Annotated in this window: 27 protein-coding genes; all 27 read left to right on the top strand. The window is 60.1% G+C overall.

The genetic code is table 11. From position 1 onward, the window contains the following. Nucleotides 1-10 precede the first annotated feature (10 nt). Complete coding sequence (rpoC, locus tag IC757_RS04295; protein ID WP_190976145.1) at nucleotides 11-4,222, top strand: DNA-directed RNA polymerase subunit beta'; 4,212 nt, start codon at nucleotides 11-13, stop codon at nucleotides 4,220-4,222. Nucleotides 4,223-4,576: 354 nt separating this feature from the next. Beyond that, nucleotides 4,577-4,951: a 30S ribosomal protein S12 gene (rpsL, locus tag IC757_RS04300; RefSeq protein ID WP_190976146.1), complete on the top strand. Its 375-nt coding sequence runs from the start codon at nucleotides 4,577-4,579 to the stop codon at nucleotides 4,949-4,951. 14 nt (nucleotides 4,952-4,965) lie between these two features. Continuing rightward, on the top strand, nucleotides 4,966-5,436 hold the full coding sequence (gene rpsG, locus IC757_RS04305) for a 30S ribosomal protein S7 (RefSeq protein ID WP_190976147.1): 471 nt from the start codon (nucleotides 4,966-4,968) through the stop codon (nucleotides 5,434-5,436). Between the two features lie 25 nt (nucleotides 5,437-5,461). Continuing rightward, nucleotides 5,462-7,555 carry an elongation factor G gene (fusA, locus tag IC757_RS04310; RefSeq protein WP_190976148.1) on the top strand — a complete coding sequence of 698 codons (2,094 nt, stop codon included), beginning with the start codon at nucleotides 5,462-5,464 and terminating at the stop codon, nucleotides 7,553-7,555. Between the two features lie 24 nt (nucleotides 7,556-7,579). Beyond that, the gene (gene tuf / locus IC757_RS04315; RefSeq protein WP_190976137.1) at nucleotides 7,580-8,770 is read left to right on the top strand and encodes an elongation factor Tu; all 1,191 of its coding nucleotides are present in this window, start codon (nucleotides 7,580-7,582) and stop codon (nucleotides 8,768-8,770) included. Nucleotides 8,771-9,004: 234 nt separating this feature from the next. Next, a complete protein-coding gene (gene rpsJ, locus IC757_RS04320) occupies nucleotides 9,005-9,316 on the top strand; it encodes a 30S ribosomal protein S10 (RefSeq protein WP_116650688.1) in 312 nt (103 codons plus the stop codon). A 22-nt stretch (nucleotides 9,317-9,338) separates the two neighbouring features. Then, complete coding sequence (gene rplC / locus IC757_RS04325) at nucleotides 9,339-9,977, top strand: 50S ribosomal protein L3 (protein ID WP_190976149.1); 639 nt, start codon at nucleotides 9,339-9,341, stop codon at nucleotides 9,975-9,977. A gap of 11 nt (nucleotides 9,978-9,988) precedes the next feature. Then, complete coding sequence (rplD, locus tag IC757_RS04330) at nucleotides 9,989-10,591, top strand: 50S ribosomal protein L4 (protein ID WP_190976150.1); 603 nt, start codon at nucleotides 9,989-9,991, stop codon at nucleotides 10,589-10,591. Next, nucleotides 10,588-10,887, top strand: a complete 300-nt coding sequence (gene rplW, locus IC757_RS04335; RefSeq protein ID WP_190976151.1) for a 50S ribosomal protein L23 — start codon at nucleotides 10,588-10,590, stop codon at nucleotides 10,885-10,887. The genes rplD and rplW overlap by 4 nt, the downstream gene beginning before the upstream one ends. Before the next feature lie 20 nt (nucleotides 10,888-10,907). Beyond that, nucleotides 10,908-11,735: a 50S ribosomal protein L2 gene (gene rplB, locus IC757_RS04340; RefSeq protein ID WP_190976152.1), complete on the top strand. Its 828-nt coding sequence runs from the start codon at nucleotides 10,908-10,910 to the stop codon at nucleotides 11,733-11,735. A 14-nt stretch (nucleotides 11,736-11,749) separates the two neighbouring features. Beyond that, a complete protein-coding gene (gene rpsS / locus IC757_RS04345; RefSeq protein ID WP_190976153.1) occupies nucleotides 11,750-12,022 on the top strand; it encodes a 30S ribosomal protein S19 in 273 nt (90 codons plus the stop codon). A 14-nt stretch (nucleotides 12,023-12,036) separates the two neighbouring features. Beyond that, a complete protein-coding gene (rplV, locus tag IC757_RS04350; RefSeq protein ID WP_190976154.1) occupies nucleotides 12,037-12,369 on the top strand; it encodes a 50S ribosomal protein L22 in 333 nt (110 codons plus the stop codon). Between the two features lie 8 nt (nucleotides 12,370-12,377). Continuing rightward, nucleotides 12,378-13,067, top strand: a complete 690-nt coding sequence (rpsC, locus tag IC757_RS04355) for a 30S ribosomal protein S3 (protein WP_190976155.1) — start codon at nucleotides 12,378-12,380, stop codon at nucleotides 13,065-13,067. A 3-nt stretch (nucleotides 13,068-13,070) separates the two neighbouring features. Continuing rightward, nucleotides 13,071-13,481: a 50S ribosomal protein L16 gene (rplP, locus tag IC757_RS04360; protein ID WP_190976156.1), complete on the top strand. Its 411-nt coding sequence runs from the start codon at nucleotides 13,071-13,073 to the stop codon at nucleotides 13,479-13,481. Continuing rightward, nucleotides 13,481-13,678 (top strand): 50S ribosomal protein L29, encoded by a 198-nt coding sequence (gene rpmC, locus IC757_RS04365; RefSeq protein WP_190976157.1) that lies wholly within the window; start codon nucleotides 13,481-13,483, stop codon nucleotides 13,676-13,678. The genes rplP and rpmC overlap by 1 nt, the downstream gene beginning before the upstream one ends. Then, nucleotides 13,675-13,935, top strand: coding sequence for a 30S ribosomal protein S17 (gene rpsQ, locus IC757_RS04370; RefSeq protein WP_190976158.1), 261 nt, complete (start codon nucleotides 13,675-13,677; stop codon nucleotides 13,933-13,935). Before rpmC ends, rpsQ begins: the two co-directional genes overlap by 4 nt. A 14-nt stretch (nucleotides 13,936-13,949) precedes the next feature. After that, on the top strand, nucleotides 13,950-14,318 hold the full coding sequence (gene rplN / locus IC757_RS04375; protein ID WP_190976159.1) for a 50S ribosomal protein L14: 369 nt from the start codon (nucleotides 13,950-13,952) through the stop codon (nucleotides 14,316-14,318). 12 nt (nucleotides 14,319-14,330) lie between these two features. Further along, nucleotides 14,331-14,648, top strand: coding sequence for a 50S ribosomal protein L24 (gene rplX / locus IC757_RS04380; protein WP_190976160.1), 318 nt, complete (start codon nucleotides 14,331-14,333; stop codon nucleotides 14,646-14,648). An 11-nt stretch (nucleotides 14,649-14,659) separates the two neighbouring features. Next, entirely contained in the window at nucleotides 14,660-15,202 is a 543-nt protein-coding gene (gene rplE / locus IC757_RS04385) for a 50S ribosomal protein L5 (protein ID WP_190976161.1), read from the top strand. Between the two features lie 14 nt (nucleotides 15,203-15,216). Next, nucleotides 15,217-15,522, top strand: coding sequence for a 30S ribosomal protein S14 (gene rpsN / locus IC757_RS04390; RefSeq protein WP_190976162.1), 306 nt, complete (start codon nucleotides 15,217-15,219; stop codon nucleotides 15,520-15,522). Between the two features lie 12 nt (nucleotides 15,523-15,534). Next, nucleotides 15,535-15,930: a 30S ribosomal protein S8 gene (gene rpsH / locus IC757_RS04395; protein WP_190976163.1), complete on the top strand. Its 396-nt coding sequence runs from the start codon at nucleotides 15,535-15,537 to the stop codon at nucleotides 15,928-15,930. Between the two features lie 20 nt (nucleotides 15,931-15,950). Beyond that, complete coding sequence (gene rplF, locus IC757_RS04400) at nucleotides 15,951-16,478, top strand: 50S ribosomal protein L6 (protein ID WP_190976164.1); 528 nt, start codon at nucleotides 15,951-15,953, stop codon at nucleotides 16,476-16,478. Nucleotides 16,479-16,490: 12 nt separating this feature from the next. Further along, complete coding sequence (gene rplR / locus IC757_RS04405) at nucleotides 16,491-16,847, top strand: 50S ribosomal protein L18 (protein WP_190976165.1); 357 nt, start codon at nucleotides 16,491-16,493, stop codon at nucleotides 16,845-16,847. An 18-nt stretch (nucleotides 16,848-16,865) separates the two neighbouring features. After that, nucleotides 16,866-17,372 carry a 30S ribosomal protein S5 gene (rpsE, locus tag IC757_RS04410; RefSeq protein WP_190976166.1) on the top strand — a complete coding sequence of 169 codons (507 nt, stop codon included), beginning with the start codon at nucleotides 16,866-16,868 and terminating at the stop codon, nucleotides 17,370-17,372. Then, nucleotides 17,365-17,559 carry a 50S ribosomal protein L30 gene (rpmD, locus tag IC757_RS04415; RefSeq protein ID WP_190976167.1) on the top strand — a complete coding sequence of 65 codons (195 nt, stop codon included), beginning with the start codon at nucleotides 17,365-17,367 and terminating at the stop codon, nucleotides 17,557-17,559. Before rpsE ends, rpmD begins: the two co-directional genes overlap by 8 nt. Nucleotides 17,560-17,584: 25 nt before the next feature. Beyond that, on the top strand, nucleotides 17,585-18,016 hold the full coding sequence (rplO, locus tag IC757_RS04420) for a 50S ribosomal protein L15 (RefSeq protein WP_190976168.1): 432 nt from the start codon (nucleotides 17,585-17,587) through the stop codon (nucleotides 18,014-18,016). Beyond that, entirely contained in the window at nucleotides 18,016-19,374 is a 1,359-nt protein-coding gene (gene secY, locus IC757_RS04425; RefSeq protein WP_190976169.1) for a preprotein translocase subunit SecY, read from the top strand. Before rplO ends, secY begins: the two co-directional genes overlap by 1 nt. Nucleotides 19,375-19,386: the final 12 nt, after the last annotated feature.

A 19,386-nucleotide genomic window follows, 5' to 3' on the forward strand; every position in this document is an offset into this window, starting at 1 on the left:
GAGGCAGCAAGTGCGCGACCTGTTCAACCTATACAAGCGTCAGTCCCAGGTAACCGACTTTGACGCGATTCGCATCGGCCTGGCTCCGCCGGAGCTGGTCCGGTCGTGGTCATTCGGCGAGGTTCGCAAGCCGGAGACTATCAACTACCGAACCTTCAAGCCCGAGCGCGAAGGCCTCTTCTGTGCCGCCATTTTCGGGCCGGTCAAGGACTATGAGTGCCTGTGCGGCAAGTACAAGCGCATGAAGCACCGCGGCGTGAAGTGCGAGAAGTGTGGCACCGAGGTCACCCTGACCAAGGTGCGCCGCGAGCGCATGGGTCATATCGACCTGGCCTCGCCGGTGGCCCATATCTGGTTCTTGAAGTCATTGCCCAGCCGCATCGGCTTGATGTTGGACATGACCCTCAGGGACATCGAGCGGGTGCTGTACTTCGAGTCCTATCTGGTGCTCGATCCGGGAATGACCATGCTTGAGCGCGGCCAGCTCCTGACCGACGAGGAGTATCTCGACGCGATGCAGGAGTACGGCGACGAGTTTGTCGCCAAGATGGGCGCCGAAGCCGTCTACGACATGCTCAAGAACATCGATCTCCATACCGAGTTGACCCAGCTTCGGGAAGAGATTGCCGCGACCAACTCGGAAACCAAGATCAAGCGTCTTTCCAAGCGCATCAAGCTGATGGAGGCGTTTATCGAGTCGGGCAACCGACCCGAGTTCATGATCATGACCGTGCTGCCGGTGCTGCCGCCGGACCTCCGGCCGCTGGTACCACTGGACGGCGGGCGATTCGCGACTTCAGATCTCAACGATCTGTACCGCCGCGTCATCAACCGCAACAACCGCTTGAAGCGCCTGCTTGAGCTCAACGCGCCCGACATCATCGTGCGCAACGAGAAGCGCATGCTGCAGGAGTCGGTCGATGCACTGCTTGACAACGGCCGTCGTGGTCGGGCCATCACCGGCACCAACAAGCGCCCGCTGAAGTCGCTGGCCGACATGATCAAGGGCAAGCAGGGCCGTTTTCGTCAGAACCTGCTGGGCAAGCGTGTCGACTACTCCGGCCGTTCGGTCATCGTGGTCGGCCCGACGCTCAAGCTGCATGAATGCGGCCTGCCCAAGAAGATGGCGCTGGAACTGTTCAAGCCGTTCATTTTCTCCAAGCTGCAGCGCCGCGGTCTGGCCATGACCATCAAGGCGGCCAAGAAGCTGGTCGAGCGCGAAGAGTCGGAAGTCTGGGACATCCTCGAGGAAGTCATCCGCGAGCACCCGGTACTGCTGAACCGTGCGCCGACCCTGCACCGACTGGGCATCCAGGCCTTCGAGCCGGTGCTCATCGAGGGCAAGGCCATCCAGCTTCACCCGCTGGTCTGTACCGCCTTCAACGCCGACTTCGACGGTGACCAGATGGCCGTGCACGTGCCGCTTTCGCTGGAAGCCCAGCTCGAGGCGCGCGCGCTGATGATGAGCTCGAACAACATCCTGTCTCCGGCCAACGGTGAACCGATCATCGTGCCGACCCAGGATGTGGTGCTGGGCCTGTACTACATGACCCGGCAGATCGCCGGCAAGCGCGGGGAGGGCATGTACTTCTCGCGGGTGGCCGAGGTGCACCGCGCCTACAACAATGGTCAGGTGGACCTTCAGGCTGGCATCACGGTTCGGGTGCGAGACGTTGAAGTCACCGAAGACGGTGAGCGGATCGAATCTTTTGCCAGAATCAAGACCACGGTGGGGCGGGCGCTTCTGCGCGAGATCCTGCCTGAAGGTCTGCCGTTCGAACTCGTCAACCAGGTGCTGAAGAAAAAGCAGATTTCGCGTCTGATCGACGAGTGCTACCGCAAGCTGGGACTGAAAAAGACCGTGGTGTTTGCCGACCAGCTCATGTACACCGGGTTCCATTATTCAACCCGTGCCGGCGTGTCCATCGGTCTCGACGATCTGCAAGTGCCGCCAGAGAAGAAGGCCATTCTCGAGCGTGCCGAAAAGGAAGTGCTTGATATCCAGAACCAGTACGCCTCCGGTGTGGTGACTTCCGGCGAGCGCTACAACAAGGTGGTCGATATCTGGTCGCGCACCAACGAGGAAGTGGCGCGCGCGATGATGGAACGCATCGGAAAGCAGACGCGCATCGACAGTGACGGCAATGAGGTCAAGGAAGACTCGATGAACTCGATCTTCATCATGGCCGACTCCGGCGCCCGAGGCTCTGCTGCCCAGATCCGTCAGCTGGCCGGCATGCGTGGCCTGATGGCCAAGCCGGACGGCTCCATCATCGAGACGCCAATCACGGCCAACTTCCGCGAAGGCCTGAACGTTCTGCAGTACTTCATTTCCACGCACGGTGCCCGTAAGGGTCTGGCCGATACGGCGCTCAAGACGGCGAACTCGGGATACCTGACCCGTCGCCTGGTCGACGTTGCTCAGGACCTGGTCGTTATCGAAGAGGACTGCGGCACCGAGCAGGGCCTGGAAATGCTGCCCATCGTGGAAGGCGGCGATGTCGTCGAGCCTCTGGGTGAGCGAATTCTTGGTCGCGTGGTTGGCGAGGACATCTATCTTGCCGATAGCGACGAGGTGTTCTGCGCTCGCGGCACGCTGCTCGACGAGCAGTGGGTCGAGCAGCTCGAGAGTGCCGGTGTGGACCGGGTGCTGGTCCGCTCGCCCATCACCTGTGCGACGCGACATGGCATTTGTGCCCAGTGCTATGGCCGCGATCTGGCCCGCGGCGCCCTGGTCAATCAGGGTGAAGCGGTGGGTGTGATTGCCGCTCAGTCCATTGGTGAGCCCGGCACTCAGCTGACCATGCGGACCTTCCATATCGGCGGTGCCGCCTCGCGTTCTGTGGCTGTGGACCATATCGAGGTCAAGTCGGGCGGTTCGATTCGCCTGTACAACCTCAAATCGGTCGAGAATACCGAAGGCAAGCTGGTCGCGGTGTCGCGCTCCGGTGAACTGTCGGTGATCGACAGCCATGGCCGTGAGCGTGAGCGCTACAAGATTCCGTACGGCGCCATGGTCAGCGTGCGTGAAGGCGACAAGGTCGAAGTGGGCCAGAACGTGGCCAACTGGGACCCGCACACTCACCCGGTGGTCGCGGAGCTGGCCGGTTTTGCCCGCTTCCACGACTTCATTTCCGGTGTGACCGTGACCGAAGAGGTCGACGACGTCACCGGCCTGACCAGTGTCGTGGTCACCGATCCCAAGAAGCGTGGTTCGGAAGGCAAGGACCTGCGGCCCATGGTGCGCCTGGTCGACAAGGACGGCAAGCAGCTCAACATCCCGGGCACCGAGCAGCCGGCGCAGTATTACCTGCCGGCCGGCGCGGTCATCAACTGTGCCGATGGCGACGAGATCAAGGTCGGCGACATTGTCGCGCGTATCCCGCAGGAATCGTCCAAGACCCGTGACATCACCGGTGGTCTGCCGCGAGTGGCCGATCTGTTCGAGGCGCGTAAGCCCAAGGAAGGCGCGATTCTGGCCGAGGCCTCCGGTGTGGTCAGCTATGGCAAGGAGACCAAGGGCAAGCAGCGCCTGGTCATCACCGACGAGCACGGCGAGGCCCACGAGGAGCTCATTCCGAAGTGGCGCCAGGTGCTGGTGTTCGAGGGTGAGCATGTCGAGAAGGGCGAAACCGTCGTCGACGGCGAGCCCAATCCGCATGACATCCTCCGTCTGCTTGGCGTCGAGAAGCTGGCTGACTACCTGGTGCAGGAAATTCAGGACGTCTACCGCCTGCAGGGCGTGAAGATCAACGACAAGCACATCGAGGTGGTCATTCGTCAGATGCTGCGCAAGGTCGAAATCCAGGAAGCCGGCGACAGCAACTTCCTGCGCGGTGAGCAGGTCGAGGCCACCCGCGCCCAGGAAGAGCATGAACGTTTGTCTGAGTCGGGCAAGTTGGCCCCAAGCTGGCAGAACGTGCTGCTCGGCATCACCAAGGCCTCGCTGGCGACCGAGTCGTTCATCTCGGCAGCATCCTTCCAGGAAACCACCCGGGTGCTGACCGACGCCGCCGTGCGTGGCACCGTGGACAGCCTGCGCGGGCTGAAGGAAAACGTGATCGTCGGCCGCCTGATTCCGGCCGGCACCGGTCGCGTCGCCGCCCAGCGTCGCCGCGAGCGCCGTCACGAAGAGGCCGATGCCGAGCTGGCCGCGCTGCTCAAGGCTTCGGATGGCGAAGCGGAAGAAGCGAAGGCCGAGGAGTCGGCCGGGGACGAATAATCTTCGGCTGGCCCTGCTGCGGCGTCGGACTCCGGCGCCCTCGGGCTGGGTTGGGTTAGTTGTAAGTTGTCAGTTGCTAGTTGTAAGTCGGCAACTGCGGGAATTGGTGGGGTAGCTCCGCCGGGCGAGCGGGGCAGGCCGAATGGCCGTTGACCCATCACAACCGGAGTCGACTTGCAACTTAGAACTGACAACTTGCAACTAACCGCCGCCGGCGGGCGGCGAACCCCAGCCAATCTTGCACTGCATTCCTAATGCCGCTTGACAGGCTCCAACGGACCCTTTAGAATTCTCGTTCTTCGGCAGGCCGACTTTGCGGCCTGTCGTTTGTTTTCTTGAGATACCAAAAAGACTATGGCGACGATCAATCAGTTGGTTCGCAAGCCAAGGCGGGCCAAGCATTACAAGTCAAACGTTCCGGCGCTCGAGGCTTCGCCTCAGAAGCGCGGCGTCTGCACCCGTGTGTACACCACGACTCCCAAGAAGCCGAATTCGGCGCTTCGCAAGGTAGCTCGTGTGCGGCTCACCAATGGCTACGAAGTCACAAGCTATATCGGTGGTGAGGGGCACAATCTGCAGGAGCACTCGGTGGTGCTGATTCGCGGTGGTCGTGTCAAGGATCTGCCGGGTGTTCGCTATCACACGGTGCGTGGCAGTCTGGACACCGCTGGTGTGTCCGACCGTCGCCAGGGTCGCTCCAAGTACGGCGCCAAGCGTCCGAAGAACTGACGGATTCAATAATCATGTCCCGCAAGCATTCAAATTTCGAACGCGACATCCTGCCCGATCCCAAGTTCGGCAGTGAAATGATAGCCCGTTTCATCAACATGGTGATGCAGGACGGCAAGAAGTCCGTCGCCGAGCGCATCGTCTATGGCGCCATCGAGGAGATGGAGGCCAAGGGCCATGGTGACGCCCTGTCAGCCATCGAGCAGGCCCTGGACAATGTGGCCCCGGCTGTGGAGGTCAAGTCCCGGCGAGTCGGTGGTGCCACCTATCAGGTGCCCGTCGAAGTGCGCCCCAAGCGGCAGCAGGCCCTGGCCATGCGCTGGACCATCGAGTCGGCCCGCAAGCGTGGCGAGAACACCATGCCTCGCCGTTTGGCTGGCGAACTGCTGGATGCCATGGAAGAGCGTGGTGCCGCAGTCAAGAAACGTGAAGATACCCACCGGATGGCCGAAGCCAACAAGGCTTTTGCCCATTACCGCTGGTAAGCATTAGCAACCCGAGGATTTAGACGTGTCACGCAAAACATCCATCGAGCGCTATCGGAATATCGGCATCATGGCTCACATCGATGCCGGCAAGACCACGACGACCGAGCGCATTCTGTTCTATACCGGTGTCTCGCACAAGGTTGGCGAGGTGCATGACGGTGCGGCCGTCATGGACTGGATGGAGCAGGAGCAGGAGCGTGGCATTACGATCACTTCTGCGGCCACGACCTGTTTCTGGAGTGGCATGGACAAGAATTTCCCGGAGCATCGGATCAATATCATCGATACCCCGGGGCACGTGGACTTCACCATCGAGGTCGAACGCAGCCTGCGTGTGCTTGACGGTGCCGTGGCGGTGTTCTGTGCTGTCGGCGGCGTAGAGCCCCAGTCCGAGACCGTGTGGCGCCAGGCCACGAAGTACCAGGTCCCGCGCATGGCTTTCGTCAACAAGATGGATCGTACCGGCGCCGACTTCCAGCGTGTGGTCGAGCAGGTGCGCAAGCGTCTGGGCGCCAACGCTGTTCCGATCCAGATGCCGATCGGTGCCGAAGAGGACTTCGAGGGTGTGATCGACCTGGTCCGCATGAAGGCGATCTACTGGAATACCGAAGACATGGGTATGTCTTTTGAGCTGCGCGACATTCCGGCCGAGCGAGCCGATGATGCTGCCGCGGCGCGTGAGTTCATGATCGAAGGTGCTGCAGAAACCTCCGAAGAGCTCATGAACAAGTATCTCGAGGAAGGTGAGCTGACCGAAGAGGAGATCATGCAGGGCCTGCGTGCAGGCACGCTGGCCAACGAGATTGTTCCGGTGCTGTGTGGCACGGCCTTCAAGAACAAGGGTGTGCAGGCGTTGCTGGATGCGGTTATTCAGTACATGCCCTCGCCGACGGAAGTCAAGGATATTCGTGGTGAAGACGAGCGCGGCGAAGAGGTTCGCTGCCCGTCCGATGATGACTCGCCCTTTGCGGCCCTGGCTTTCAAGATTGCCACCGACCCGTTTGTCGGATCCCTGACCTTCTTCCGTGTCTATTCCGGCGTGGTCAAGGCCGGCGACACCGTGTTCAATCCGGTCAAGGGCAAGAAAGAGCGCGTTGGCCGTCTGCTGCAGATGCACTCCAATTCCCGCGAGGAAATCAAGGAAGTGCGTGCTGGCGATATTGCTGCCGCTGTGGGCCTGAAGGATGTCACGACCGGGGATACCCTGTGCGATCCTTCCAATGTGGTCACGCTTGAGCGCATGGAGTTCCCGGAGCCGGTGATTGCCGTGGCCGTGGAGCCCAAGACCAAGAGCGACCAGGAGAAGATGGGTATTGCCCTGTCGAAGCTGGCCCAGGAGGATCCGTCCTTCCGTGTGCGCACCGACGAAGAGTCCGGCCAGACCATTATTTCCGGCATGGGTGAGTTGCACCTCGATATTATCGTTGATCGCCTCAAGCGCGAATTCAAGGTCGAGGCCAACGTCGGCAAGCCTCAGGTCGCCTACCGCGAGACCATTCGCCAGGCTGTTGAAGCCGAAGGCAAGTTTGTTCGGCAGTCGGGTGGTCGTGGTCAGTATGGGCACGTCAAGATCAAGCTCGAGCCGATGGATGAAGGTGGTGGATACGAGTTTGTCGACCAGATTGTTGGTGGTGTCGTACCCAAGGACTACATCAGTTCCGTGGGTAAGGGTATCGAAGAGCAGATGCAGAACGGTGTGATTGCCGGCTTCCCGATGGTCGATGTTCGCGCCATCCTGTTCGATGGTTCGTACCACGAAGTCGACTCCAGCGAAATGGCCTTCAAGATTGCCGGTTCAATGGCATTCAAAGACGGTGCGCTGAAGGCAAAGCCGGTACTTCTCGAGCCGATCATGAAGGTCGAGGTTGTGAGTCCGGAAGAATACATGGGCGATGTCATGGGTGACCTGAACCGTCGACGCGGGCTGGTTCAGGGCATGGAAGACGTGCCGGCCGGCAAGGTCATTCGTGCCAACGTGCCGCTGTCGGAAATGTTTGGTTATGCCACTGACCTGCGCTCCATGAGCCAGGGTCGTGCGACCTACGTGATGGAGTTCCTGCATTACTCGGAAGCTCCGAACAGTGTCGCTGAAGAAGTGATGAAAAAGAGCGCATAAGGAACAGGAAAGAGGAAGGCAGCTATGTCCAAGGCAAAGTTCGAACGCACGAAGCCGCACGTGAACGTGGGCACGATTGGTCACGTTGACCACGGCAAGACGACGCTGACCGCGGCGCTGACGAAGGTTTGCGCGGAAGCGCGTGGTGGCGAGTTCCGTGCCTACGACCAGATTGACAATGCGCCGGAAGAGCGCGAGCGCGGTATTACGATTGCTTCGGCGCACGTGGAATACGAGTCGGACAACCGTCACTATGCGCACGTGGACTGCCCGGGTCACGCCGATTACGTGAAGAACATGATCACGGGTGCAGCGCAGATGGACGGCGCCATTCTGGTGGTGAGTGCTGCCGACGGCCCGATGCCGCAGACGCGCGAGCACATTCTGCTGGCTCGCCAGGTGGGCGTTCCGTGCATTCTGGTTTACCTGAACAAGGCCGACATGGTCGACGACGAGGAGCTGCTGGAGCTGGTCGAGATGGAAGTCCGCGAGCTGCTGAGCGACTATGACTTCCCGGGTGACGATACCCCGATCGTGACCGGTTCTGCGCTCAAGGCGCTGGAAGGCGACGACAGCGACATTGGCGTGCCGTCGATTCTGAGGCTGGTCGAGGCGCTGGACGAGTACGTTCCGGAGCCAGAGCGTGACCTGGACAAGGATTTCCTGATGCCGATCGAGGACGTGTTCTCGATTTCTGGTCGCGGCACGGTGGTAACCGGCCGTGTCGAGCGCGGCATCATCAATGTTGGCGACGAGATCGAGATTGTCGGCATCAAGGACACGACCAAGACGACCTGCACGGGTGTGGAGATGTTCCGCAAGCTGCTGGATCAGGGTCAGGCGGGTGACAACGTGGGTGTGCTGCTGCGCGGCACCAAGCGTGACGAAGTCGAGCGTGGCCAGGTGCTGGCCAAGCCGGGTTCGATCACTCCGCACACCAAGTTCGAGGCGGAAGTCTACGTGCTTTCCAAGGACGAAGGTGGTCGTCACACGCCGTTTTTCAAGGGCTATCGCCCGCAGTTCTACTTCCGGACCACGGACGTGACCGGTTCGGTGGAGCTGCCTGAAGGCACGGAGATGGTGATGCCGGGCGACAATGTTCAGATGAAGGTTGAACTGATTGCCCCGATTGCCATGGAAGACGGTCTGCGCTTTGCTATTCGCGAAGGCGGCCGTACCGTTGGCGCCGGCGTGGTTGCGAAGATTATTGAATAAAGGTTTCAGCGTTCAGGGTTCAGGTTTCAGGGTGCGGCTTTGCCGAGAATTCCTGAAACCTGAAACCTGAAACCTGAACCCTTAAAAAAACGGGAACATCGGCGGATGACGGCGGTCTGTTACTGGCTGCCGGTTCCGTGACCGGTTCTGTCGAACTCCCGGTTGGAGTTCGTGAACGGGGCGTCCGAAAGGGCGCTAATGATTTGGTTCTTTTATAACTGAAGGCGTACGGCAATGGCCGAACAGAAGATCCGTATTCGTTTGAAGGGGTTCGATCACCGTCTGATCGACCGGTCGACCCAGGAAATCGTTGACACTGCAAAGCGCACCGGTGCGCAGGTTCGGGGCCCTATCCCGCTGCCCACTCGCAAGGAGCGCTACACGGTGCTGATTTCTCCGCACGTCAACAAGGACGCGCGTGACCAGTACGAAATCCGCACCCACAAGCGGTTGCTGGATATCGTGGATCCCAACGACAAGACTGTCGATGCCCTGATGAAGCTGGACCTGGCTGCGGGCGTTGATGTTCAGATCAAGCTGTACTGAGCGGCGAAGCGAGTTGAGAACAATGGCTATCGGATTGGTAGGACGCAAGCGAGGCATGACGCGAATCTTCACGGAAGAGGGTAACTCTGTGCCCGTGACAGTGATCGAAGTCAGCCCCAACCGGATCACGCAGATCCGTGAAAAGGATAAGGACGGCTACATGGCCATTCAGGTCACCTGTGGCAGCCGCCGTACGTCTTTGGTGAATCGGCCTAGTGCTGGCCACTTTTCCAAGGCCGGTGTCGAAGCCGGTGAAGGCCTGTGGGAATTCCGCCTCGACGACGAAGATGGTGGCGACTTTGAAGTCGGCGGAGAACTGACGGTCGAGCGGTTCGAGGCCGGGCAGGTCGTTGACGTGACTGGCACCAGCAAGGGCAAGGGCTTTGCCGGTGTGGTCAAGCGTCACAATTTCCGCACCCAGGATGCTACCCACGGTAATTCGCTGGCGCACCGCGCGCCGGGCTCCATTGGCCAGTGTCAGACGCCGGGTCGTGTCTTCAAGGGCAAGAAAATGGCCGGTCACATGGGTGACGAGCGTGTCACTACCCTGAATCTTCAAGTTGTGCGTGTTGATGCCGAGCGCAATCTGCTGCTCGTGCGCGGCGCCGTGCCCGGAGCACGCGGCGGTCACGTACTTGTTCGTCCGTCGATCAAGGCCTAAAGGAGTCAATCATGGAACTGTCAGTTGCTGGCGGCAGCAAGATCAAGGTCTCCGACGACGTGTTCGGTCGTGATTTTTCCGAATCGCTGGTCCATCAGGTTGTCACGGCCTATCTGGCCGGCGGACGTGCCGGGACCAAGGCGCAGAAAAACCGCTCTGCCGTTTCCGGCGGTGGCCGTAAGCCATGGCGTCAGAAGGGCACGGGTAACGCTCGGGCCGGAACCATCCGTAGCCCGCTTTGGCGCAGTGGTGGTGTCACTTTTGCCGCACAGCCGCGTGATCACTCGCAGAAGGTTAATCGCAAGCAGTACCGCAGTGCGATCAAGTCCATTCTGTCCGAACTGGTACGCCAGGACCGGCTCGTTGTAGTCGACAGCATCGAGCTTGCCGAGCCGAAGACGCGTCTGGTCAAGGAAAAGCTCGCCGAGCTGGGCTTGGAGCGTGGTCTCGTAGTCGATGCCGACCTGGAGACCAACCTCTACCTGGGCAGCCGCAACCTGCCGCATGTTCAGGTGCTGACCACCGAAAGCATCAATCCGGTTGCCCTGGTCGGCGCCGAGAAGGTGGTCATGACCAAGGCTGCCGTCAACAAGATCGAGGAGTGGCTGGGATGAAAACCGAGCGCATGTACCAAATCATCCGCCTGCCGCACGTGTCGGAGAAGACCGCACGGTTGCAGGCCGATTCGAATCAATATGTCTTCGAGGTTCGAACCGACGCCAACAAGACCGATATCAAGCGCGCAGTCGAAGGGCTGTTTGATGTCGACGTCGAGCAGGTTCAGGTCGTCAACGTGAAAGGGAAGCAGAAGAGCTTCCGGTTCGTGCCGGGACGGCAAAAAGGCTGGAAGAAAGCCTATGTTCGGATCAAGGCCGGACAGACCATCGAAGAAGTACAGGCAGACACGTAAAGGGCCGGGAAGCAGATATCATGGCTATCGTCAAGGCAAAACCAACTTCGCCGGGCCGTCGCGGTCGTGTGGAGATCAAGCACGACCACCTCTGGAAGGGTGGTCCCCACGCACCGCTGCTCGATTCCAAGAGCAGGACCGGCGGTCGAAACAACCGGGGTCGGATCACCACCCGGCATCGCGGTGGTGGTCACAAGCAGCACTACCGGATTGTCGACTTCAAGCGCGACAAGGACGGCGTGCGCGGCGTGGTCGAGCGGATCGAATACGATCCGAATCGCAGCGCTCACCTGGCACTGGTCAAGTACATGGATGGAGAGCGTCGTTACATTCTGGCGCCGCGTCATGTCCGGGCCGGCGACGAGATCCTCAGCGGGTCCGAAGCGCCGATCAAGCCGGGCAATGCCATGCCGTTGCGTTCGATTCCGGTGGGTACGCAGATTCACAACGTTGAGCTGAAGCCGGGCAAGGGCGGTCAGCTGGCGCGTAGCGCTGGCTCCACCGTTCAGCTGGTCGCCCGGGAAGGTCAGTACGCGACCGTGATTCTGCGCTCGGGCGAGATGCGCAAGATTCATTCGCGTTGCCGCGCCACTATCGGCCAGGTTGCCAATGTCGAGCACAATCTCGAGAAGCTCGGCAAGGCCGGCCGCAAGCGCTGGAAGGGCATCCGTCCGACGGTTCGCGGTGTGGCCATGAACCCGGTTGATCACCCGCATGGTGGTGGTGAAGGGCGGACCTCCGGTGGTCGCCACCCGGTCACCCCCTGGGGTCAGTCGACCAAGGGCAAGCGCACCCGTACCAACAAGCGCACGACCAAGTACATCACCCGTTCGCGCAAGCGCAAGTAACGCAGGAAACCGCTATGCCACGTTCGATCAAGAAAGGGCCGTTTATCGACCATCACCTTCAGGCGAAGGTCGAGGCGGCTGTCGAAGCCAACAGCCGGCGTCCGATCAAGACCTGGTCACGCCGTTCCATGATCATGCCGGAAATGGTCGGTCTGACCATTGCTGTGCACAACGGTCGGCAGCATGTGCCGATCCTGATTAACGAAAACATGGTGGGTCACAAGCTCGGCGAGTTCGCGCCGACTCGGACCTACAAGGGTCACGCTGCTGACCGCAAGACCAAGTAGAAGGGTTACAGGTGATGGAAGCTACAGCAAAGCTCAAGGGCGCCCGCATTTCGGCGCAGAAGGCACGGCTGGTCGCTGACCAGATTCGTGGCCTGCCGGTCGAGCGTGCCGAGGAAGTGCTTTCCTTCAGCAACAAGAAGGGTGCACATATCGTTCGCAAGGTGCTGATGTCGGCGATTGCCAATGCCGAACACAACAGCGGCGCCGATGTGGACGAACTCAAGGTGCGCACCGTCTTCGTAGACGAAGGACCCACCTTCAAGCGCGGTCGTCCGCGAGCAAAGGGTCGGTTCACTCGTATTCTCAAGCGCACCAGTCACATCACCATCGTCGTGGCAGAGGACTAGGAAAGACAATGGGTCACAAGGTACATCCAACCGGAATTCGTCTCGGCATCGCCAAGGACTGGGGTGCGAAGTGGTACGCGGAAGGCGGTCAGTTCGCCGACCAGCTCAATACCGACCTGGCTGCGCGCGAGTATTTGCACAAGACGCTGTCGCATGCGGCGGTCAGTCGCATTGACATTGAGCGGCCGGCCAAGTCTGCCGAAATCACGGTGCATACGGCTCGCCCGGGTATCGTCATCGGCAAGAAAGGTGAAGACATCGAAAGGCTTCGCGCCAAGGTCAGCAAGATCATGGGTGTGCCGACCCATATCCGGGTCAACGAGATTCGCAAGCCGGAACTTGACGCCAAGCTGGTTGCCGATTCCATCGCACAGCAGCTCGAGCGCCGCGTGATGTTCCGTCGCGCGATGAAGCGCGCGGTGGGTAACGCCATGCGTCTCGGCGCCCAGGGCATCAAGGTGCAGGTAGGTGGTCGTCTCAATGGTGCCGATATTGCGCGGACAGAATGGTACCGCGAGGGCCGTGTGCCGCTGCACACCCTGCGGGCCGACATTGATTACGGTGTCGCCGAAGCTGCAACGACCTATGGCGTGATCGGTATCAAGGTGTGGGTGTACAAGGGCGAAGTATTCGACCTCTATGCCGAAAAGAGTGCAGAGAATGCGTCGGCCAAGGGCGGCGCACGCAAGGAGAAATAAGTCATGCTGCAGCCGAAGCGTACCAAGTTCAGAAAGCAGCAGAAAGGCCGCAACCGCGGGCTGGCCCATGTTGGTAACAAGGTCAGTTTCGGAGAGTTTGGCCTGCAGGCCACCACGCGTGGCTTTCTGACTGCCCGTCAGATCGAGTCCGCCCGCCGGGCCATTACGCGTCACGTCAAGCGTGGCGGCAAGTTGTGGATTCGTGTGTTTCCCGACAAGCCGATCACCAAGAAGCCCGTCGAAGTCCGCATGGGCAAGGGCAAGGGTAATGTGGAGTACTGGGTTGCCCCGGTGCAGCCAGGCCGGGTGATTTACGAAATTCAGGGCGTGAGCGAGGATGTGGCCCGCGAGGCGTTCCGTCGTGCATCGGCCAAGTTGAGCGTCAAGACGGCATTTGTATCGAGGACGATGTGATGAAAGCGAGCGAATTGCAAGCCAAGAACCCCAGTGAGCTTGATGAGATGCTCCTGGATCTGCGCAAGGAGCAGTTCACGCTGCGCATGCAGCACGGCACCGGCCAGCTCGGCTCGCCGCATGAATTGCGCCGTGTGCGCAAGGACATTGCACGGGTCAAGACCGTGCTTAACCAGAAGCAGGAAGACAAGGCATGAGCAGCGAAGACCGCAAGCAGCGCAGCATTACCGGCCGCGTGGTGAGCAACAAGATGGACAAGACCGTGACGGTCCGTCTGGAGCGCCTGGTCAAGCATCCGCTCTACGGCAAGTACATTCGCCGTTCGAGCAAGGTTCATGCGCACGATCCGGAAAACACCTGCAACGAAGGTGACACCGTGCGTATCGAGCAGACCCGGCCTGTTTCCAAGACGAAGGCCTGGCAGGTCATTGAAGTGGTCGAGCGGGCCCAGTAAGCGGAGCGACAGAAATGATTCAGATGCAGTCCAGGCTGTCGGCAGCCGACAACAGCGGAGCACGCGAGCTGATGTGCATCAAGGTGCTTGGCGGGTCCAAGCGCCGGTATGCCAACATCGGTGATGTCATCAAGGTGACCGTCAAGGAAGCCATCCCGCGTGGCAAGGTCAAGAAAGGCGAGGTCTACAACGCCGTCGTGGTGCGCACCCGCAAGGGTGTCCGTCGCCGGGACGGATCGTTGATCCGCTTCGACGGCAATGCCGCGGTGCTCCTGAACAACAAGCTGGAACCCATTGGCACGCGAATCTTCGGGCCGGTGACTCGTGAACTGCGAACCGGACAGTTCATGAAGATCGTTTCCCTGGCTCCGGAAGTGCTGTAAGGAGAGTTCATCATGGAACGTATTCGCAAGGGCGACGAAGTGATCGTGATTGCCGGCCGCTCGAAGGGCCAGCGCGGTCATGTGCTCAAGGTGCTGAAGGACCGACGTTTTCTGGTCGAAAACGTCAACATGGTCAAGCGCCACCAAAAGCCCGACCCGCAGGCACAGAAGCCTGGCGGAATCATCGAGCGCGAGGCGCCGATTCATGCGTCCAACGTGATGCTGTTCAACCCGGCAACGGGCAAGGGCGATCGCGTGGGATTCAAGTTTCTCGAAGACGGCCGCAAGGTTCGGTTCTACCGTTCCACCGGCGAAGTCGTGGATATCTGAGGCAATAGGAAATGGCTAGGTTGCAGGAATACTATCGCGACACCGTTGTCGGTCAGCTGGTCGAGAAGTTCGGCTACGACAACGTCATGCAAGTGCCGCGGCTGGAGAAGGTCACGGTCAATATGGGCGTGGGCGAGGCAGTCGGTGACAAGAAGGTCATCGAAAAGGCCGTGGGCGACATGACGTCGATCACCGGTCAGCGACCCATCATCACGACCGCTCGCAAGTCGGTGGCCAGCTTCAAGATTCGCGACGGCTACCCGATCGGTTGCAAAGTCACGTTGCGCCGTACTCGCATGTATGAATTCATCGATCGGCTGGTCAACGTGTCGCTGCCGCGCGTGCGCGACTTTCGTGGGATTCCGCGGAAGGCATTTGACGGTCGCGGGAACTACAACCTGGGTGTTCGGGAGCAGATCATCTTCCCCGAGATCAACTATGACCAGGTCGATGCGATTCGCGGCATGGATATCGCGATTACCACGACGGCCCCGACCGACGAGGAGGGCCTGGCCCTGCTCGAAGCGTTCGGCTTTCCGTTCCGGGCCAAGTAAGGAGAGATAGATTTATGGCTAAGGTTTCAATGGTCGAGCGCGACAAGAAGCGGACCAAGCTGGTGGCCCGCTATGCCGAAAAGCGCGCCGAACTCAAGCGCATTATTGCCGACCCCGAAGCAGACTTCGAGGAAAAGCAGGATGCAATGCATCGACTCAACAAGTTGCCGCGTGATTCCGCCGCGGTCCGTCAGCGCAACCGGTGCCGTCAGTCGGGTCGGCCGCGTGGTTACTATCGCAAGTTCGGTCTTGCTCGCAACAAGCTGCGTGAAGCAGCCATGCGGGGCGATATTCCGGGCCTGCGCAAGGCGAGCTGGTAAGGAGATAGAGCAATGAGCATGAGTGATCCCATTGCCGATATGCTGGCCCGCATCAAGAATGCCCAGGGCGTGGCCAAGCGTGCCGTGAGCATGCCGGCATCGAAGTTGAAAGTGGCTATTGCCGGCGTTCTCAAGGATGAAGGCTATATTCGTGATTTCCAGGTCGAGGACGAAGGTGCCAAGCGCACGCTGATCATCGAACTGAAATACGTTGAAGGCCGTGGTGTCATCGACCGGCTGGAGCGTTTCAGTCGACCGAGTCGCCGTCGCTACTTTGGCAAGAACGAGCTGCCGCGGGTACTCAATGGCCTGGGCGTGGCCATCGTCAGCACCTCGCACGGCGTCATGACCGATTCCCAGGCGCGTGCCAAGGGTCATGGCGGCGAAGTGCTCTGCCTGGTGGCCTGACCCTTTCGGAGAGTTGAGCAATGTCTAGAATCGCAAACAGCCCGATCGAACTGCCCAAGGGCGTCGAGTTCACGGAAAGCAATGGAGCCATCCGGGTCAAGGGATCCGGAGGCACTCTGGAGATGGACTTGCACCCGGCAGTGGAAGTGTCTCTCGAGGAAGGCGTGGTCAGCGTTCGTCCCCTCAAGGACAGCGACATGGCCATGGCTGGCACCATGCGTGCACTGATTGCCAACATGGTGCATGGCGTAACCGATGGCTTTGAGCGCAAGCTCAACCTTGTGGGCGTGGGCTATCGTGCTCAGGTGCAGGGAAAGAAGCTCAACCTGCAGCTGGGTTTCAGCCACCCGGTTGATTTTGAGATTCCGGATGGCGTGACGGTGGAAACGCCGAGCCAGACCGAGGTGGTAGTCAAAGGCTGCAGCAAGCAACTGGTTGGCCAGGTTGCCGCCGAGATCCGGGCATTTCGTCCGCCTGAGCCGTACAAGGGCAAGGGTGTTCGCTACGCCGATGAGCGCGTGGTGATGAAGGAAGCCAAGAAGGCTTAAGAGGACAGACTGATGAAGGACAAGAACATTTCCAGATTGCGCCGGGCACGCCGGACGCGAGCACAGATTCATCGTTCAGGCCAGCCGCGTCTGACCGTGCATCGCTCCGGGCGCCACATTTACGCACAGGTCATCGCGGCCGGCGGCGGTCACACCGTTGCCGCTGCCTCGACCCTGCAGAAAGACCTGGCCAAGGATCTGAAGAGCACCTGTAGTGTTGAGGCTGCTCAGGCGGTTGGCAAGAAGGTGGCCGAGCGCAGTATTGAAGCCGGCGTCGATGGCGTCGCATTTGATCGTTCGGGTTACAAGTATCACGGTCGCATCAAGGCCCTGGCCGATGCCGCACGTGAAGCCGGACTGAAGTTTTAAACCGAGACGGAATTGAACATGGCTAGAGATAACAGCACCGACGACCTGATCGAGAAGCTCGTTGCCGTCAACCGCGTGGTGAAGGTGGTCAAGGGCGGCCGGCAGTTCAGCTTTACGGCACTGACGGTGGTCGGTGACGGCGAAGGCAAGGTCGGATTTGGCTATGGCAAGGCGCGAGAAGTGCCGCTGGCCATCCAGAAGGCGATGGAGCGGGCGCGTCGGGACATGGTCCGGATCTCCCTGAATGAGGGCACACTCTGGCACCCGGTCAAGGCCAGCCACAGTGGTTCGCGCATTTACATGCAGCCTGCCAGTGAAGGTACCGGCGTGATCGCCGGTGGCCCGATGCGTGCCGTATTCGAGGCAGTCGGTGTGCACAACGTTCTGGCCAAGAGCATCGGATCGAACAATCCGATCAACCTTGTCAGAGCCACGATGAAGGGCCTGCAGTCCATGGCGACCCCGGAGCGCGTGGCGATCAAGCGTGGCAAACCCATTGAGGAGATTCTGGATAATCATGGCTAAGAAGAATCCCGGCAAGCTGCGTGTCACCCTGGTGCGCAGCACCAATGGCACGATCCGTCGTCACCGCGACAATGTGCGTGGTCTTGGTCTGAGGCGCATGCATCAGACTGTGGAACTGGAAGACACTCCGGCCATTCGCGGCATGATCCGCAAGGTCGATTACCTGCTTCGGGTCGAAGAGGCCTGAAACTGAAACCGTATTGGATAGCGACATGAAACTGAATTCACTGCAGCCAGGCGAAGGCAGCCGCAAGGAACGCAAGCGCGTCGGTCGAGGCATCGGTTCGGGTCTGGGAAAGACCGGCGGCCGGGGCCACAAGGGCCAGAAGTCTCGTTCCGGCGGTTATCACAAAGTCGGTTTCGAGGGCGGACAGATGCCGCTTCAGCGCCGTGTGCCTAAGGTCGGTTTCAACTCTGCCGTCAATCGATTCACGCGTGAAGTGCGGCTCTACCAGATTGCCGGTCTGGAGGCTGATGTGATCGATCTCGATACCCTGAAGAAGGCCGGTGTCGTCGATAACGAAACGCGTCGGGTTCGCCTGATCAACAAGGGCGAGATTGAACGCGCCGTTACCGTGCGGGGCATTCACGTAACCGCTGGCGCCACCAAGGCGATCGAAGCGGCAGGTGGCAAGGTCGAATAATGGCTCGCAGCGCATCGGACATGGCTGGAATGCTGGGCGGTATCGGCCGGCTCAAGGAGCTCAGGCAGCGCCTGTTCCTGGTGCTGGTCGCCTTGCTGGTTTTCCGCTTCGGTACCTTCATCCCGGTGCCGGGCATCAACCCGATTGCCCTGGTCGAGTTGATGGACATGACCCGGGGCACCATTGTGGACATTTTCAACATGTTCTCCGGTGGTGCGCTTGGGCGCTTTTCCATCTTCGCCCTGGGGGTCATGCCTTATATCTCCGCGGCCATCATCATGCAGTTGATGAGCCACGCCATTCCGCAGCTCCAGCAGCTGAGGAAGGAAGGTGAGGCCGGACGGCGCAAGATTACCCAGTACACCCGCTATTTCACCGTGGTGCTGGCCGCATTCCAGTCCCTCGGCGTGGCGATTGCGCTGCAGAACCAGAGTGCCGGGGCCGGGCTGCCGGTCGTGATTTCACCCGGACCGGGCTTCGTCCTGGCTGCGGTGGTCACGCTGACCGCCGGCACCGTGTTCCTGATGTGGCTGGGTGAGCAGATTACCGAACGCGGCATTGGTAACGGTATTTCCATTCTGATCTTTGCCGGCATCGTCGCCGAACTGCCATCGGCAGTGGGTTCCACGCTGGAGCTGGTGCGAACCGGCCAGCTGGGTATCCCAACGGCCACGCTGCTGTTGATCATGGCCTTGCTGGTGACCGCTTTCGTGGTCTTCGTCGAGCGCGGACAGCGCCGAATCACGGTGAACTACGCGCAGCGTCAGGGCAGAAAAGCGTACCGCAGCCAGTCCACGCACCTGCCGCTGAAAGTCAATATGTCCGGCGTGATTCCGGCCATTTTCGCCTCCAGTCTGGTGCTGTTCCCGGCAACGATTTCGACCTGGTTTGGTCAGGCCGAGGGTGCGACATGGCTTCAGAACGTGGCTCAACAGCTCAGCCCCGGTCAGCCGATCTACATCGCGCTGTTTGGTGGCCTGGTCGCGTTCTTCTGCTTCTTCTACACCGCGATTGTTTTCAACTCCAAGGAAACGGCGGACAATCTGAAGAAGTCGGGCGCATTTATTCCGGGCATCCGCCCTGGTCGCCAGACCGCCGATTACATCGACTATGTGCTTACCCGCCTGACGACGGTTGGCGCGATTTACCTGGTGGCGGTCTGTCTGCTGCCCGAGTTTCTGATCATGCAGTGGAACGTGCCGTTCTACTTCGGCGGAACCTCGTTGCTGATTATTGTCGTGGTGACCATGGATTTCATGGCCCAGCTCCAGGCTCACCTGATGTCGCATCAGTACGACAGCCTGCTGAAGAAATCGAACTTGAAGGGTTACGGTCGCAGCGGCGTCGTGCGTCGCTGAGGGCCGGAACCG

Origin of the sequence: Wenzhouxiangella sp. AB-CW3 (genome assembly GCF_014725735.1) — a bacterium.
Lineage (GTDB): Bacteria > Pseudomonadota > Gammaproteobacteria > Xanthomonadales > Wenzhouxiangellaceae > Wenzhouxiangella.

What these genes read in the sequence shown, in the direction of transcription:
- rpsL (WP_190976146.1), top strand. Translation starts at nt 4,577, where the DNA reads ATGGCGACGATCAATCAGTTGGTTCGCAAGCCAAGGCGGGCCAAGCAT.
- rpsG (WP_190976147.1), top strand. Translation starts at nt 4,966, where the DNA reads ATGTCCCGCAAGCATTCAAATTTCGAACGCGACATCCTGCCCGATCCC.
- tuf (WP_190976137.1), top strand. Translation starts at nt 7,580, where the DNA reads ATGTCCAAGGCAAAGTTCGAACGCACGAAGCCGCACGTGAACGTGGGC.
- rpsJ (WP_116650688.1), top strand. Translation starts at nt 9,005, where the DNA reads ATGGCCGAACAGAAGATCCGTATTCGTTTGAAGGGGTTCGATCACCGT.
- rplC (WP_190976149.1), top strand. Translation starts at nt 9,339, where the DNA reads ATGGCTATCGGATTGGTAGGACGCAAGCGAGGCATGACGCGAATCTTC.
- rplD (WP_190976150.1), top strand. Translation starts at nt 9,989, where the DNA reads ATGGAACTGTCAGTTGCTGGCGGCAGCAAGATCAAGGTCTCCGACGAC.
- rplW (WP_190976151.1), top strand. Translation starts at nt 10,588, where the DNA reads ATGAAAACCGAGCGCATGTACCAAATCATCCGCCTGCCGCACGTGTCG.
- rplB (WP_190976152.1), top strand. Translation starts at nt 10,908, where the DNA reads ATGGCTATCGTCAAGGCAAAACCAACTTCGCCGGGCCGTCGCGGTCGT.
- rpsS (WP_190976153.1), top strand. Translation starts at nt 11,750, where the DNA reads ATGCCACGTTCGATCAAGAAAGGGCCGTTTATCGACCATCACCTTCAG.
- rplV (WP_190976154.1), top strand. Translation starts at nt 12,037, where the DNA reads ATGGAAGCTACAGCAAAGCTCAAGGGCGCCCGCATTTCGGCGCAGAAG.
- rpsC (WP_190976155.1), top strand. Translation starts at nt 12,378, where the DNA reads ATGGGTCACAAGGTACATCCAACCGGAATTCGTCTCGGCATCGCCAAG.
- rplP (WP_190976156.1), top strand. Translation starts at nt 13,071, where the DNA reads ATGCTGCAGCCGAAGCGTACCAAGTTCAGAAAGCAGCAGAAAGGCCGC.
- rpmC (WP_190976157.1), top strand. Translation starts at nt 13,481, where the DNA reads ATGAAAGCGAGCGAATTGCAAGCCAAGAACCCCAGTGAGCTTGATGAG.
- rpsQ (WP_190976158.1), top strand. Translation starts at nt 13,675, where the DNA reads ATGAGCAGCGAAGACCGCAAGCAGCGCAGCATTACCGGCCGCGTGGTG.
- rplN (WP_190976159.1), top strand. Translation starts at nt 13,950, where the DNA reads ATGATTCAGATGCAGTCCAGGCTGTCGGCAGCCGACAACAGCGGAGCA.
- rplX (WP_190976160.1), top strand. Translation starts at nt 14,331, where the DNA reads ATGGAACGTATTCGCAAGGGCGACGAAGTGATCGTGATTGCCGGCCGC.
- rplE (WP_190976161.1), top strand. Translation starts at nt 14,660, where the DNA reads ATGGCTAGGTTGCAGGAATACTATCGCGACACCGTTGTCGGTCAGCTG.
- rpsN (WP_190976162.1), top strand. Translation starts at nt 15,217, where the DNA reads ATGGCTAAGGTTTCAATGGTCGAGCGCGACAAGAAGCGGACCAAGCTG.
- rpsH (WP_190976163.1), top strand. Translation starts at nt 15,535, where the DNA reads ATGAGCATGAGTGATCCCATTGCCGATATGCTGGCCCGCATCAAGAAT.
- rplF (WP_190976164.1), top strand. Translation starts at nt 15,951, where the DNA reads ATGTCTAGAATCGCAAACAGCCCGATCGAACTGCCCAAGGGCGTCGAG.
- rplR (WP_190976165.1), top strand. Translation starts at nt 16,491, where the DNA reads ATGAAGGACAAGAACATTTCCAGATTGCGCCGGGCACGCCGGACGCGA.
- rpsE (WP_190976166.1), top strand. Translation starts at nt 16,866, where the DNA reads ATGGCTAGAGATAACAGCACCGACGACCTGATCGAGAAGCTCGTTGCC.
- rpmD (WP_190976167.1), top strand. Translation starts at nt 17,365, where the DNA reads ATGGCTAAGAAGAATCCCGGCAAGCTGCGTGTCACCCTGGTGCGCAGC.
- rplO (WP_190976168.1), top strand. Translation starts at nt 17,585, where the DNA reads ATGAAACTGAATTCACTGCAGCCAGGCGAAGGCAGCCGCAAGGAACGC.
- secY (WP_190976169.1), top strand. Translation starts at nt 18,016, where the DNA reads ATGGCTCGCAGCGCATCGGACATGGCTGGAATGCTGGGCGGTATCGGC.